At 57.7% G+C, this 15653-nt stretch carries 12 protein-coding genes and 1 rRNA gene; 11 read left to right on the forward strand and 2 right to left on the reverse strand.

Going from position 1 to position 15653, the window contains the following annotated elements; all coding sequences use genetic code 11:
* Positions 1–10: 10 nt before the first annotated feature.
* The 10 genes from HUN04_10260 (at position 11) to HUN04_10305 (ending at position 12038) form a co-directional block, all read left to right on the forward strand.
* The gene (locus HUN04_10260; GenBank protein ID WDP90072.1) at positions 11–427 is read left to right on the forward strand and encodes a biopolymer transporter ExbD; all 417 of its coding nucleotides are present in this window, start codon (positions 11–13) and stop codon (positions 425–427) included.
* Entirely contained in the window at positions 424–1107 is a 684-nt protein-coding gene (locus HUN04_10265) for an energy transducer TonB (protein WDP90073.1), read from the forward strand. Before HUN04_10260 ends, HUN04_10265 begins: the two co-directional genes overlap by 4 nt.
* A gap of 8 nt (positions 1108–1115) precedes the next feature.
* Positions 1116–2474, forward strand: a complete 1359-nt coding sequence (locus HUN04_10270) for a tetratricopeptide repeat protein (protein ID WDP90074.1) — start codon at positions 1116–1118, stop codon at positions 2472–2474.
* A 210-nt stretch (positions 2475–2684) separates the two neighbouring features.
* Entirely contained in the window at positions 2685–4850 is a 2166-nt protein-coding gene (locus HUN04_10275) for a TonB-dependent receptor (GenBank protein ID WDP90075.1), read from the forward strand.
* A 37-nt stretch (positions 4851–4887) separates the two neighbouring features.
* Positions 4888–5763 (forward strand): class I SAM-dependent methyltransferase, encoded by an 876-nt coding sequence (locus HUN04_10280; GenBank protein ID WDP90076.1) that lies wholly within the window; start codon positions 4888–4890, stop codon positions 5761–5763.
* The gene (locus HUN04_10285; GenBank protein WDP90077.1) at positions 5753–7378 is read left to right on the forward strand and encodes a diguanylate phosphodiesterase; all 1626 of its coding nucleotides are present in this window, start codon (positions 5753–5755) and stop codon (positions 7376–7378) included. The genes HUN04_10280 and HUN04_10285 overlap by 11 nt, the downstream gene beginning before the upstream one ends.
* Position 7379: 1 nt before the next feature.
* Complete coding sequence (locus HUN04_10290) at positions 7380–8399, forward strand: ABC transporter permease (protein ID WDP90078.1); 1020 nt, start codon at positions 7380–7382, stop codon at positions 8397–8399.
* On the forward strand, positions 8396–9253 hold the full coding sequence (locus HUN04_10295) for an ABC transporter permease (protein ID WDP90079.1): 858 nt from the start codon (positions 8396–8398) through the stop codon (positions 9251–9253). The genes HUN04_10290 and HUN04_10295 overlap by 4 nt, the downstream gene beginning before the upstream one ends.
* Entirely contained in the window at positions 9253–11022 is a 1770-nt protein-coding gene (locus tag HUN04_10300; GenBank protein ID WDP93242.1) for an ABC transporter ATP-binding protein, read from the forward strand. The genes HUN04_10295 and HUN04_10300 overlap by 1 nt, the downstream gene beginning before the upstream one ends.
* A 14-nt stretch (positions 11023–11036) precedes the next feature.
* Positions 11037–12038, forward strand: a complete 1002-nt coding sequence (locus HUN04_10305; protein ID WDP90080.1) for a hypothetical protein — start codon at positions 11037–11039, stop codon at positions 12036–12038.
* Between the two features lie 237 nt (positions 12039–12275).
* Here the strand turns inward: HUN04_10305 and HUN04_10310 are convergent, their stop codons facing one another.
* Positions 12276–13703, reverse strand: a complete 1428-nt coding sequence (locus HUN04_10310) for a hypothetical protein (GenBank protein ID WDP90081.1) — start codon at positions 13701–13703, stop codon at positions 12276–12278.
* A gap of 373 nt (positions 13704–14076) precedes the next feature.
* Between HUN04_10310 and HUN04_10315 the strand changes: the two genes are divergently transcribed.
* On the forward strand, positions 14077–15258 hold the full coding sequence (locus tag HUN04_10315) for an EAL domain-containing protein (protein WDP90082.1): 1182 nt from the start codon (positions 14077–14079) through the stop codon (positions 15256–15258).
* Between the two features lie 88 nt (positions 15259–15346).
* Here the strand turns inward: HUN04_10315 and rrf are convergent.
* Positions 15347–15463: ribosomal RNA gene (gene rrf, locus HUN04_10320) — 5S ribosomal RNA — on the reverse strand.
* Positions 15464–15653 lie beyond the last annotated feature (190 nt).

Below are 15653 nucleotides of genomic sequence, written 5' to 3' on the forward strand. Positions count from 1 at the left end.
AGGACGCAGCATGTTAAATATATCGGCAAGACGAAGGAATAAAGGAACCCTGGAGCTGAACATCGCCCCCCTCATTGATATGGTCTTCATCCTTTTAATCTTCTTTCTTGTCACCACCAGTTTTGTCAAGGAAACCGGCATCGACGTGACCCGGCCCACGGCCTCCACGGCCACCGTCAAGCCCAAGGCCACCATCCTCATCGCCGTTGACGCCCAGAACCGGGTCTTCATGGACCACCGGGAAATCGATATCCGGGCGGTGAGGGCCAACACCGAGCGGGCCCTGGCCGAGAATCCCGAAGGGGCGGTGGTGGTGGTGGCGGACACCGCCTCCAGCACGGGCACGGCCATCCAGGTCATGGACGGCTGCCGCCTGGCCGGGGCCGCCAATGTTTCCCTTGCCGCCGCCCTGCCGGAGGGACAATGAAAGAGACCCAGGCCATTGCCCGGCTCAATCCCGGATGGAGTGCCTGGATGGCTGCAGCCGCCGCCACCCTCGCCCTGAACCTGGCGCTGTTTTCTGTGATTCCCAACCTCATGGCCCCGGAAGAGGCAACGCCCACCCTGGGACCCATGATCCCCCAGATCCAGCTCACCCGGGTCCGCCGGACCGAACCGGATCCGGTGAAAGAGAAGGTCCGGCCCCAGGAAAAGAAGCCGGAGGAAAAACGGGTGGCCAAACCCAAAATAGGCCGCCCGGCCGCCCGGCCCCTGACCCTTCCCTTTGAAATAAATACCCGGCTGCCCGGGGGCCCCGGCACCCTGGTCCTGCCCCAGGTCATGTCCGGGGCACTGACCAATCTCAACCTGGACACCCTCTTCTCCCCCGGGGACCTGGACCAGCCCCTGACGCCGCTTTCCAGGATCCCGCCGGTTTACCCCTTCAAGGCCAAGCGCCAGGGTATCGAGGGATGGGTGTCCGTTGAATTCACCGTGACCGAGCAGGGCCGGGTGGCGGATATTAAGATTCTGTCGGCCAAGCCTGAAAAGATATTTGACGCAAGCGTAATCCAATGCCTGACCGCCTGGCGGTTCAAGCCGGGCCGGGTCGGGGGAGAACCGGTAAAAACCCGGGTGAAAACCCGAATCCGTTTTGAACTCAATTGAGGTGACCCATGGGAACAAAATTTAAAAAAGGCATACTTCTGGCGGCACTCATGCTGGCGGTGCCGGTGCTGATCGGCCCGGCCAATGCCAAGCAGTCCCAGGCCAAGCAGGCCGCTGCCGGAAAAGACAACCTGTCCATCCCGGTCCGCCGCCTGCTCCAGAAGGTGCGCATCTGCATGGACAAAGAGGATTATTCAGGGGCAGTCGCCGCCATCCGGGAATCCCAGAAATCCAAGAAAAAGGACGGGCGCCTCTGCAGCCATCCCCTGGTCTGCCTGGCCCTGGGCAACAGCCATCTTCTGCTCTCCGACCATGCCAGGGCCGAGTCCGCCTACCTGGCCGCCCTGGACATGGATCCCGAATTCATGGACGCCCGGGTCAACCTGGCCAAGGTCTATACCGACACCAACCAGTACGCCAAAGCGGCCAAGGCATTTTTTGGGGCCTATTCTCTGTCTTCACCCAAGCACCCCGACTACCTCTATTATAGTGCGGTCATGCATATGATGGACCAAAAGACCCCATTGGCCATCAAGCACTTTGACACCCTTTTTGCCGCCCACAAGGACCGGGTGACCCGCCAGTGGAAGGAAAACTATGCCAATGCCCTGATGACCGCCCAGCGCTGGAAGCGGGCCGTCCCCCTGGTCAAGGATCTGATCGCCGGGGCCCAGGGCAAGGAAAAGATCAAATGGCAGGAGACCCTGCTCCAGATTTATCTGACCACCAATGAGATGAAAAGGGCCCGGGACTATGCCACCGCCCTCTGCCGCCAGGCCCCCACCGTGTCCAAATGGTGGAAGGCCCTGGTCCATGTAAATTTAAGCCTGGGCCATTATGACAAGGCCCTGGACGGACTGATCATTTACGGATTTTTAACCCCCCTTTCCAGGGAGGAGCAAAAGCTGTTCGCCGACCTGAGCCTGCAGCTCAACATCCCCAGACGGGCGGCCGGGCTGTATGAGGCGCTGCTGGCCGGGGCCCGGGACAGGACCGGTAAAAAAGACAAGCAGCTGCTCCAGCACCTGGTCACGGCCCTGCGACAGACCGGCAAGGGGGATCAGGCCCTGGCCGCCCTGGACCGGTTCGCCCCCAAGACCTGTGACCCGGAACTGCTTATCCTCAAAGGGGATATTCTCTATGAGGCCGAAAATTACAAGGCCGCCAATGCCGCCTACCGTATGGCCGCAAGGGAAAAGAAATGCCCCCGCAGGGGCCAGGCCTGGCTCATGGCAGGCTATGCCGCCTGGCAGCACAACGACCTGACCGCCAGCCGCCAGGCCTTTGAAAATGCGGCAAGGTTCAAGGGGTTCCGCAAGGACGCCCTGGCCGCCATTGCCCAGATGGAAAGGACAAAACAGATGTAATTGGATATTTGACCGGCCCTCCCGGACCGAAAAAAAAAGGCAGCCGCGCTCCCGGCAAGGATATGGCGGCTGCCTTTAAGGATGTGCCCTGGGACAAGGTCCCGGGAGACAGGCAGCAGTTTAGCATTGCCTCTCCCGGCCGTCAACAGCGCCTCCGGGACGGGACCGGCTTCCTATAACTTGCAAAATTTCAACTTACGGGAGTTCGCAATGAAACTGCTCAGATTCACCCTTGTATTCACCGCCCTGCTCTTTTTACTGATCCCCCCTCCCCTGCCGGCCCAGGAATCCCAACCGGATAAGGCCGCCGATAAGGAACAGGTCCAGGAACTTGAGGATATGGTGGTGGAGGAAAAGGCCGGGGCCCCGGGGTATACGCCCGCCCCATCCCAGACCACCATCGAGCTTGAGGATATCACTTTTATCGGCCAGCCCAATTCGGTGATCGATGTATTTAAAACCCAGGCAATGGTCGATTTCAGGGGCCAGTCAGACCTGGACCCCGGGGTGGACAGCGTCTACCTCAACGGGTTCAGTTCCAAACACTTTGTCACAGCCATGGACGGAGTCACCATCCTCAAAAGCGGGGGGCGCAAATCCAGCAATATAGTGGACTGGGCACAGCTGCCCACCTTTCTGCTGGAATCTGTGGAGGTGCTGCCCGGCCCACATTCGGCCCTCTACGACGCCAAAGCCATCGGCGGCGTCATCAACATGAAGACCAAGGCGCCCAAGGCCCGGGACACCCGGGTGCCGGAGCTTTCTTTCACCACGGGGTATTCCTCTTATAACACCTTTACCAATACGGCCGTAATTTCCGGGGCCGTGGACAAATTCACCTATGACCTGGCCTACCGGAATTACCGGACCGACGGCTACCTTCGCAACACGGAAACAGAAATAAACACGGGGTTCGGGCGACTGGGCCTGCTGCTGCCCAACGACGGGTATATCACCTTCTCCGCCTCAACATCGGACCTCCAGCGGAACGCTGCGGTGAACAACCCGGGGCTGAACCAGGACAAAACCGCCACCGACGTTGACGGCTCTTATCCAGAGGTTACAAACGCAACCTGGGATCCCTGGCAAAACCCCACCTGGGATACCAAAGGCACGGTCTACCGGGCCAACTACGCCCAGACTCTGGGAATCAACAAAATTGAAGCCGGTGCCTATTACGGCAAGGACTCCCGGGAACGGGCCTATATGCAGCTGATAAACAAAAAGAATCCCGCACTGGGTTCCGAGTACTATTCCTGGGAGACCAAATGGTGGCAGCGGGGCGGCAAGGTCAAAGACGCAATTCAATGGGCCGACAACCAGACCACCACCATCGGCTGCGACCTGGCCCAGCTCTTCGATGTGGGCGCGGAAAACACCAAAACCGAACGGGTCCGCAAGGCAGGGGCCTTTATCCAGCATGAATGGGGGATCTCCCCATCTCTGGACCTCACCATGGGCCTGAGGTACGAGGATGTAAACATCTGGGTGAGCAATTGGACCGGCACCGCCTACCATAACAGCACCTACGGCAAATACGTGGAACGGGAGTTCGACGGCATCCTCCCCAAAACCTTTACCACCTGGAAGATGGACCACATCGCCCCCTGGCTGAGAGACACCTCCCTGTCTTTGGGGATCAGCCGGATCTGGCACGCCCCGGACTACCACGGGGACTACAACCCCCAGGGCCGGCCCGCCGGCATCTTCCTGGATGAAGAGCACGGCATGGGCTACGACCTTGTTTTAAACCGGCGGCTCTGCCGGGACATCAACCTTAAACTGGGATACTCTTTCTACCAGATCAAGGACTTCATCGCCTATAACCGGACTTTTGCAAAATATTCCGACCCCAAAAATCCGCCGGCTGACCCCGCCCTTATGTACAGCGACTATCGGATCAACCTGGACGAGGTCCACCGCCACGGCATCAACCTGGAACTGGGTGGCCATCTCACCGACGAGCTATCATTCTACGCCACCTGGGCCTGGCAGCGCTTCTTCAACCAGGGGGACGAGCCGGCAGGGGAGACCGAACTGGACCAGCGGGCCGAGCACCTGGCCGCCGCCGGCCTGAGATACGCCTTGAACGATAAGACCACCCTGATGCTGGATTATTCCTTCCAGAGTGATGAAGTCACCGAACAATCCAATCAGATTTCCCAATATGTCTGGGAATTCAACCAGGTGGAAATTCCGGCCCACTCCGTGGTGGACCTCGGGGTTAGGTACCAATGCTTTGAAAAGGCCGGCTGGCTCAGGGACGGGGTGCTCAACCTCTATATCAAAAACCTGATGGACGAGGACTACTATGACACCTCCGCTTACCCGGCCACGGACCGGACATTCGGATTTTCTTTCAGCATTAAGATATAACCCCCATAAACGGATAAATAAGGCAGGAATAAAAAATATGACCCTTGCAATCAAGGAAGAACGCTTCTGGAACGATGCCTGGCAAAGTGCTGCCAGCCAATCCAAGGCTGCCAAAGGTAAAAACCCGGTGAAACGCTGGGACAAAATGGCCAAGGACTTTGCCCAGCGCACCAGCGGGGAAAAAGCCTCGGCAAGGCGGGAACAGACCATCGCCCTCCTGCTGGAAAAAGGAATCCTCACCCCTGAGGCCCGGGTGCTGGACATCGGCGCCGGCCCCGGCTCCTGGGCCCTGCCCCTATCCAGGCACTGCGGCCATGTCACCGCCCTGGAACCCTCAACCGGGATGACCCAGATCATGGGCCGGCGGATAAAGGAGGAGGGGGTGGAGAATATCACCATTGACCAGCGGACCTGGCAGGAGGTGGATATTTCCGAAAGCGGATGGGAAAAGGCCTTTGACCTGGTGTTCGCCTCCATGACCCCGGGCATTGACGGCCCGGTGTCCCTGAAAAAGATGGTGGCCGCCTCCAGGGGCTATTGCTATATGAGCGCCTTTTCCGGGCCGGGTATGCACCAGCAGTTCGCCCCCCTCTGGGAAAAATTCTTCGGCACCCCCATGCCGGACAAGCCCAACGACATCATCTACCCATTCAACCTCCTCTACGCCATGGGGTTCCGCCCGGATCTGCACTTTTCCTGGTGGAACCGGGAGATCAACTGGGACCGGGACCATACCATCCGGCACTTCACCAGCTTCTTTGAAACCCATATGGAGATCACCGAAGCGGCCCGGGCCCAGATTGCCGATTATGTGGACACCCTCTGCCCTGCCGGGGAATACCGGCCGGCCAAACCGGTGTGCCGGGGGGCAATGATCTGGTCCGTCAACCCGGGAGGGGGCAATGATATTTAAGGCGCTTTCAAAAACCGGCTGCCTGGTTCTCCTCTCCCTGGTCCTTCTGGCCCTGGCGCCGGGCTGTTCCCGCTCCCCTGATCAGGCCCCGGATCAAACCACGGATCAAAACCGGGAACAGGACCAGAACCAGGCAACCGCTTCCCTGGAGGGCCGGGTGGAAGTCATCCGGCTCTCCGGCGGGGATTATGGCTATCCCAGCCCCTATGCCCACTATCCCAGGGGGCCCGGGGGATACAAGATGTGCCTGATTTTCGACAGCCTTCTGGAGCGGGGGGAAAAGGGACTGATCCCCTGGCTGGCAGAAGACTGGCAGGTTTCAGACAGGGGAAAGGCCTGCATCTTCACCATCCGCCAGGGGGTGGTCTGGCATGACGGCCGGCCCTTTACCTGTGAAGATGTGGCCTTTTCCCTGGACTATGCCGCCCGCCACCCCATGACCTGGTCCTATGTGTTCGGCGCCATCCAAAATATAGAGATCCTGCCCGAAAACAAGGTCAAGGTCACCCTGAGGGAGGCCGACGCCACCATGCTGGACCTTCTGGGCAAAACCCGGATCCTTCCCAAACATATCTGGGAAAAGGTGGACACCCCCAAAACCTTTACCGGCCCCAATGCTGTCATCGGCACGGGCCCCTACAGGCTCACGGGCTACAGCCGGGAGCACGGCACCTACCGGTTCGAGGCCTTTGACCGGTTCTGGGGCCCCCGCCCCCGGGTGGGGCGCATCGAATTCCTGCCGGTGAGCGAACCGATCCTGGCCTATGAAAAGGGGGAAATCGACCTGGTACGGCTCTCCCCGGACCTGCTGCCCCGGTATGAAAAAAATCCGGACCATCGGATCGTGAAAAGCCCGGGGTTCTGGGGATACCGCCTGCTTTTCAATATGGCTGAAAAAGGGCCCCTCCAGACCAAAGCGGTGAGGCAGGCCTTTGCCCATGCCATTGACCGGGAAGAGCTGGTGGCCAAGATCGCCCGGGGGGCGGCCATCCCCGGTCAGGCCGGCATCCTCCCCCCGGACCATATCATGGCGGATCCAAGTGTAAAAGAGTACAAGGTCAACCCCCAAAAGGCGGCCCGGCTGCTAGAATCGGCCGGTTATCCGGCGCTTGACTTTGATCTGCTCTGCTCCGGCCGGGAGGTGCGCATGGCGGAAATCATCAAGCAGCGCCTGGGGGCAGTGGGCGTCACCCTGAACATCATCAGCGTGGACGGCAAGACCCGGGACAGCCGGGTCCGGAACCGCCGGTTCACCCTGGCCATCATCGGCCACGGGGGATGGGGCGGCGACCCGAACTATCTCTATGCCCACTGCACCAACAGCTTTTCCAGCTCAACCTCCCCCTTGGCCTCAGGGGGAACCGGTACGGCGTCACCGGCCTTTGCGGCCCTTTTAAAAGCGCAGTGCCTGGAAACCGATCCGGAGAAACGGCGCCGCCTGATTTACCAAATCCAGCACCTGGCCGCAGAAGAGGTGCCGGAGATTCCGCTCTACTACACCACCGCCTACAATCTCTTCCGGCCGGACAAATACGATGGGTGGCTCTTTATGTTCGACCACCACAGTCTGGAACACTCCAAACTCTCCTACCTGGACTGGAAAGGAGAAATATAGGATGGGCCGGGCAGTTTCGCAGGGCCAGGGCCGGGCCGGAAAAACGGCCTCCTACCTGGCAACGGTGTGGGTGATCATCACCCTGAACTTTCTTCTGCCCCGGCTCATGCCCGGCGACCCCTTTATCTTTCTCTCCGGGGAGGAGGGCGAGGACCTGCCCCAAATCACCGAGGCCCAGAGGGCCTATTACATGGACTATTTCGGATTTGACGCTCCCCTGCACGTCCAGTACGGCCGCTACCTTTGCCGGCTGGCCGCAGGGGACCTGGGCCAGTCGGTCTATTATAACGCCAAGGTGTCGGCCCTGCTGGCCGACCGGCTGCCCTGGACCCTTGCCATGGTCCTCATGGCCGTTTTCTTTTCCACCCTCCTGGGCACCCTCCTGGGAATGATCGCCGCGGCCCGGCGCCACCAATGGGCGGACCGCGCGCTGTTCATAGGACTCATCCTGGTGTCCGAAATCCCCGCCTTTCTTATCGGCCTGGTTCTGCTCTTTGTCTTTGCCGCCGGCCTCAACCTATTCCCCCTCTCCGGGGGCATGACCCATTTTGCCGACGACATGTCATGGGGCCAAAGAGCCGCCGATATCTGCCGCCATGCCGCCCTGCCCGTGGCCACTCTCACCCTGGCCCGGCTGGGCGGCATCTTCCTTTTGGCCCGGAACAGTTTGATAACGGTCATGGCCCGGGAATACCTGGTCACGGCCCGGGCCAAGGGGCTCTCCAGGGCCCGCATCTTTTTCCGCCATGCCCTGCGCAACGCCATGCTGCCCATCGTCACCCGGGTCTTCATGGGGCTGGGGGGCCTCGTGGGCGGCGCCATCCTGGTGGAAAACGTCTATAACTACCCGGGCCTGGGTAAACTGATGCGGGAGGCGGTGGCCCACCAGGACTACCCGCTGATCCAGGGCATTTTCCTCCTGGTCACCCTGGCCGTGCTCACGGCTAATTTCACGGCCGACCTGGCCATGCAGCGGCTGGATCCCCGCATCGGCCGGGCAGGTATGGCGGTACAACCATGAAAGGGCAGGCAATTAAACAATTATTTTCAAAAATGACCGGCTCCGGCAGGGCGGGGCTGGCGATCCTCCTGATCATCATCCTGGTGGCCCTGTCAGCCCCCCTCATCTGTGGCCATTCCCACCAGGAAATATCGGGCCCGGCCCTCATTCCCCCGGGCCGAGACCATATTCTGGGGACGGACGAACTGGGGGTGGACCTCTGGGCCCAGCTCTGCCACGGCGCCCGGATCAGCCTGGTCATCGGTCTCGGCACTGCCCTGGCCGCGGGGCTGGGGGGAGGCATTGCCGGCATCCTGGCCGGATATGCCGGTGGGCGGACAGATATGGTCATCATGCGGCTGGTGGATATCATCCTGGTGCTGCCCGACCTGCCCATGATGATCGTGCTGGCCGCCTTTTTCGGCCCCAGCCTTGGAACCATTGTCCTGGTCCTCTCCTGTTTTTCCTGGGTCCACACGGCAAGGATCGTCCGGTCCAAGGTGATGTATCTGAAAAAACGGCAGTATATCCAAGCCGCTGAACTCAACGGGGCAGGCCCCCTCTACCTGATCCGCCGCCACCTGCTGCCCGAGGTCTTCCCCCTGGCCGCCGTAAGCATGATCCGGCTGGCCGGACGGGCCGTCATGGCCGAAGCCGGGCTCTCCTTTCTGGGCCTGGGCGACCCGGCCTCCAGGTCCTGGGGCCTGATCCTCCACCACGCCACCAGTTTCCCCTCCATCTACTACACCCGTTTCTGGCAGTGGTGGCTGGTTTTTCCCTGGCTGGCCCTGACCCTGATGGTGGTTTCCCTGGCCCTGGTCAGCCGGGATATGGAAAGAATCGCAGATCCCCGCCTGGGGAAAAGGATGCCATGATGCGCCAGAACAACAACGCACTTCTGGAAATAAAAAATCTTTGCCTTGAATACCGGAATGATGAATTGAAAACCACGGCTTTGGACGGGGTGAACCTGACCCTGGAACCCGGGCAGCGCCTGGGCCTGATCGGGGAGTCCGGCTGCGGCAAAACCAGCCTGGCCATGGCCGTCATGGGCCTTTTAAACAAGGTATCCCTTTCCGGCAGTATCCGGTTCAACGGAAAGGAACTGCTGGGCCTGGGAGAAAAAAAAATGTCAACACTGCGCTGGAACCGCATGGCCATGGTTTTCCAGAACAGCCAGGAAGTGTTCAACCCGGTGATCACCGTGGGCGAACAGGTGGGGGAGGCCCTGTGCAGGCACCTGGACATGGACAGGGCTGGGGCAGCACATCGGGTTGAAGCTCTCTTTAACCAGGTGGGACTGGACCCGGCATGGCGAAAGGCCTATGCCCACCAGCTTTCCGGGGGGATGCGCCAGCGGGTGCTCATTGCCATGGCCCTGGCCTGCGAACCGGACCTGCTCATTGTGGACGAACCCTTCACCGCCCTGGATGCGGACAGCCGACGGGCCATGGCCGACCTCATCGCTACCCTGCAGAAACGATTGGGATTCGCCATGCTCCTGATCTCCCACAGCATGCCGGCCATTGCCGAACTGACAGAAAAAACCATCACCCTATACGCGGGCCAGGTCCTTGAAGCGGCGCCGACCGCCGACTTACTGGCCGAGCCCTTCCACCCCTATACCCGGGGCCTGATCAATGCCTGCCCCGAATTCTTCGGATACAAGGATTTATGGGGAATCCCCGGCCTTCCCCCTGCCCCCGGCACTTCTGCCGGCTGTCCTTTTTTTCCCAGGTGCGTCCAGCACGGCCCGGACTGCCCGACCAAACGCCCCGCCCTTGTACCGGCGGGGAAAGGCCGCCGGGTGGCCTGCCATAAAGGCGGAATTGCCACCCTGCTTTCAGCCAGTGGCCTCGAAAAAACCTATTTCCTGAACGGGCGTCCCATCAAGGCGGTGCAAAATGCCAGGGTCAGAGTAAAGACCGGAGAGGTGGTGGTCCTGGTGGGCCCTTCCGGCTCAGGCAAATCCACCCTGGCCCACCTGCTGGTGGACCTGGAGCATCCGGAGAAAGGAGAAATCATTTTCAAGGGACGTCCCCTGGCGGGACAACGTCCCACAGCGATGATGGGGGGCATGCAGCTGGTTTTTCAGGATCCCGCCCAGGCCGTCAGCCCCCGGCTCAATGTCCTGGAAGCGGTGAAAGAGCCCCTGGACATCCTTGGGTGGAAAGGCAAAGAGCAGCGGGAACAACGGGCGGTTTCTGCCCTGGAATGGGTACACCTGGCACAGACCCCCGAATTCTTGCGGCAGCCCTGCCATGCCCTGAGCGGCGGCCAGCGCCAGCGGCTCTCCGTGGCCCGGGCCCTGGTCACCGAGCCCGTCCTCCTCATTGCCGACGAAATCACCGCCATGCTGGACCCCTCGGCCCAGGCCGTGCTCCTGCGGATGCTCAAGGGGCTTCAGCATGAAAGGGGCTTTTCCATGCTATTTATCACCCATGACCTCCATCTGGCCCGGAAAATCGCAGACCGGGCCTATATCCTGGATGGCGGCCGGGTGACAGCCCGGGGCGCCGGGTTTGATATATTTGAATCCAGTGAAACACCGGCATCCGGGCATATACTTCCGGGCTCCCCTGTTCCGGTGGAGTCCCCATTATCGCCCCCTTCCAACGGGGCGCTCAACCCAACATTCACATGAAAGGAAAAATCTCCATGAAACGATCCCTTACCATTCTCCCATGCATTGCACTTATTTTCCTGTTGGCCCTGTCACAGGCCCATGCATCCAATCCCGCCCTGGGCCAGGTGATTGAAGGGGCCATGTCGGAGCTGAACGCCGCCAAAAGCGACGCCGGCCTGCTGGTACTCACCAATGCCCCTTTTGTCAAATCCAACGGGAAAGACAGCCTGCCGGCCCTTGCCCAGGTGCAGGAAGCCACAGGGGCAGCCGTGGGCAAGGGCAATCTGCTCTTTTTTCAACGGTCACAGTCCCATGCCCTGCGCATCATGCTTTTCAATAAATCCGACCGGAAGGCCGTGGTGATCAGCCGCACCGGGAAGTGGTCCGTCGAAACCATACGCCTGGACGCCAAAACCATCCAGTCTTCTGAGTTCTGGAAAACCGCCAAGGAAAAATACACGGCAGGCAAAGACCTGTTTACCCTGGCCACCCTGGCCACGGCCTGGGCCGAAGGGGCGCCCTATGATTTTCTCAAGGCCGCAGAGCTGCACAACCACATCTGCCCGGGGCTGACTTCAGGGTATCTCATGGCCCATTATATGCTCAAGCACTATCCTTTGGCACCGGGCCAGCGCTATACCGTTGTGGCCTGCCCTGTCTGGTGCAAGGAGGATGCCTTCCAGGCGGTGATGGACTGCACCCCGGGCAAACGCGGCCTGGTGGTCAAGCCCCTGTCTGCGGAACAGAAGGAAAAGATTTCAGTGGACAATCCCGCAGGGTTTCTGCTCGTCTGGGACAGCAAAAAAAAGACAGGCAAAGGCGTCGCCCTAAGCTTTGACTTTAAGACATTAAAATCGGTATATCCCGAAAACACCCCCAAGGCGGCCACCATTCTGTACACGGCGGCATACCTTTCATTCCCGGATAAATTTGTCTCCGCGGCCGCCGAATTTGACCTTGACGAATCCACATACAACGCCATGCGCCAAGCCGGCTCCAACCCGTACAAAATCGCGGGCCTGACCAAGCCGTGACAAGGGGCGTAATCCCCCGGCATCTCCCCTTGAATTAAAGTTTGGAAAGTTCGCTTTGACAGCGGCCTTCCCGGGGGGTGAGTCATTTGACAAGGCCAAAGCCCTGTCCGTTACAGTAAACGGGCAGGGCTTTGGCATTTTTCAACACAATTGTAATAAAATTCAAAAGCCATTCCCTGCCGGCATTCACTGAAAATCAGGCGGATGCGTTCACAGGGTGCCGCAACAGCGCTCAGACTAGATATCCAGCAGATCCTGAAAATTCACATCAATGCCCAATACGCCTGAGAACCGGCCGCGGCATTCCAAAGGCACAGACACAGTAAAGCAAAACTGCTTTGTCGCAGATGAGCGGTATACTTCCGATACAAAGGTTTTCCGGGTGGCTGCCGGCTGTTTGAACCACTCCTTCCCGGACCAGTCCCTGCCGATGCCCTTTTCCAGGTTTTCCCATTTCTTGAATTTTTCCGAATAAATATTTTCCGTCACCTGTCTGCCCTGGCTGTCGGTGATATAGGCCAGTTCGATAAACGGGGTTCTTTTCAAATGGTGCCCCAGTTCAACCTCCTGGCTTTCACGGATTCCGGACATCAACACTGGGTTTTCAGCCATGGCTTGCGCTGTATCTTTTGCCCTTTGGTGGCCGGAAAGATGAAAAACCCCTGTGTCAAGAATCATGCGGTCACAGGCAGCGTTCACCTGTTCTGCAATTGAAAAGATAGAATCTGCATCGCTGGCCTGATCCCCCAGTGCGCTTTCCATTTCCTTAATATGGTCTGAGACCTGCCTGACCTCATCGGCCTGCCCGGCCGCAGCCTCATTAATATCCGACAGGTTTCCGGACAATCTGCCGAACCGGGAGCTGACCTGGTTCAATGCGGTGTTTGCGCCTTTGATCTCCTGTTCACAGCCGGTCACCTGTTCCGCCACCCGGTTTGCAGCCGCGACGGTCTGTGAAATTTTTTTCCCCAAAAGATTGAGCCGGCCCCGGATATCACCCGTTGCCTCCTTTGATTGCCTAGCCAGGTTGCCCACCTCTTCTGCAATGACCTTGAACCCTTTACCGTCACTGCGTCCCCGGGTCGCCTCAATCCGGGCATTCAGGGAAAGTATATTGGTTTCGTCGGATATGCCATTAATCACGTCAATGATGGAGCCGATGGAATCTGAATTTTCCTTGAGCACCTGGATGGTTTCCACCAGTATCTCCACCTGAGCCTTTATCTCCTCAAATCCGGCCATTGAATGATCCCCTTTTTCAATGGCTGAGGAGACATCGGCCTCGATATCTGAGAAATCCTCGGTCAGGGCCTGGGTATGCGTTGAGATTTCCTGGATGCCTTCAGTAATGCGGACTCCGGCGCTGGAAATATCATTGATCTTTTCATTCTGAAGCCTGGCCTTTGATTTAAATGCGCCTGAGAGCCTGAACAGGTCCGGTCCAAGTAAAGAGAGGGTGACCACACTTTTGAGAATGGCGGAGACGGTGTGATTCAATTTCCTGAATATCAGCGTGAGTATGCTGGCCAATCCGGGATCTGTACGGGCCATTGTTTTGATGCCATTGCAAGACAAGTCCCATGTCATGTTCAGCATTTTCTCCAGAGATCTGGAATCCCTGCTTTCCGTCGCAACTGCCGTCTGCCGTATGAATCTCAACAACATGATGAGCTCCTTATGCTAAAAATTGTATATGCTGGTAAGGTTCAGGAGCAATTTCGGTGCCAGATCCCCAATTCCCCTTAAGGACCTTTACCATTGCCACTCCCTGAAAAATAAGAGCACCGAAGATTCGCATTAATTACAATTTTGAAATTTCAAACGCTTTAAAAAGAACAAAAATGTGATTAAGCTTACTAATATTCCCCAGATATTGCAGGAATGAAGAATGGCTTAAAAATTGCTATACGTTCTTTATGCAGCCGTAAAAGGAAAAAACTGAAACAGAATTGAAAACGAAAGCGTGGAAATGAAAACGACTCTTAAACTGGACCTACCATTTATACAACAATGGACCACCCCAAAAGGCCCAAATCTTATGGGCACCTTTGATGATAAAACACTGTATACAGCGCTGCAGCCCATCTACAGCCTGGCCCACAAAAGGCTTGTAGGCCACGAGGCGCTGGTCCGGGCGATGGACGGCCAGAACAGGCCGGTATCCCCTGCGCGGCTGTTTAAAAAAGGGATGTCCCCTGGGGACTCAATTCACCTGGACAGGCTCTGCCGATATATACACATCCATAATTATAAGACCATTGACGACCCCATCAACTGGCTCTTTCTTAATGTCTCGCCCTACACAATCTCTTCTGGAAAAACATTTGGTTCATATTTCGATGATCTGCTAAAGGCCTGCCGATTCCCGCCAGACCGCATCGTCATCGAAGTAGTGGAACATCCCATTGAGGATAATAGCCTGCTCAATGACACCATTGGATATTATAAGGATCTGGGCTGTCTTATTGCCCTGGATGATTTCGGTGCAGGTCATTCCAATTTTGACCGAATCTGGACCCTGAGACCGGATATAGTAAAATTGGACAGGTCTTTCCTGACCCGGGCAGATACAGATCCCGGGATCCGGAATCTTCTGCCGGGAATTGTCACCCTGCTGCACCAGGCCGGCGCATTGGTTCTGATGGAAGGAATTGAAACCCGCACCCAAGCGATGATGGCCATTGAAAGCGATGTGGATTTTGTCCAGGGGTTCTTCTTCAGCACACCATTTACCGATCTTAGAAATCCCCCAGCACCCTATGACGCATTCAATGATCTCATGACCGAGTATAAAAATGAAAAGGATTATACGGAACAGCGTTACCAGCAGGGATTGCACAGATATCGAAATCTTTTCTCACAAGCGGTGGGAAAACTCAAAACCGGAGCCCCCATGAACAAGGCATGTAACATGCTCCTGGGAGAACCGGAAGTTGTCCGTTGTTACCAAGTCGCGACAGACGGGGTTCAGGTGGGACAGACCCTGGTGGCCAAAACATACAGGACAATCCTTGACAAGCGGTTCAAGCCCCTGGAGGATGCCAACAGCGCGGACTGGTTCCGGAGACATTACCTGAGAAGGGCGATCTTCCACCCGGAACAGCTCCAGATCACACGGCCCTATCTTTCCATCACAGGGGCCCACATGTGCGTGACGCTGTCCATGAAATTTTCCTGTCCCTCCGGTGAATGCGTCCTCTGCTGCGACCTGCAGATCTGACACCCCATGAACCAGCCGCTCAAGGTTGGACTCAACACAAAAAAAGCCCTGACCATTCACAGTGAATGATCAGGGCTTTTGAAGAATAATCCGGCAGCGTTCTACTCTCCCACACAGTCTCCCATGCAGTACCATCGACGCTAAGGCACTTAACTTCCGTGTTCGAGATGGGAACGGGTGTGACCACCTTGCCATTGCCACCGGATTAAATCGGGTTGGACCTGGGACTTCAGAATGCTGTCTTGCTTGCATGTCCCCGGGATCCAAAATTCGTTTAATTCGTTGTAGTAATATCTATGGCAAAGTAAATTTTAGTGAATTTCAAGGCGCAAGCATTAATTTTAAATAAGGTGTAGTGGACTACTCCGTTTTAAAATTGATGCGTAGCAACGAAG

Origin of the sequence: Desulfobacter sp. (genome assembly GCA_028768525.1) — a bacterium.
Lineage (GTDB): Bacteria > Desulfobacterota > Desulfobacteria > Desulfobacterales > Desulfobacteraceae > Desulfobacter.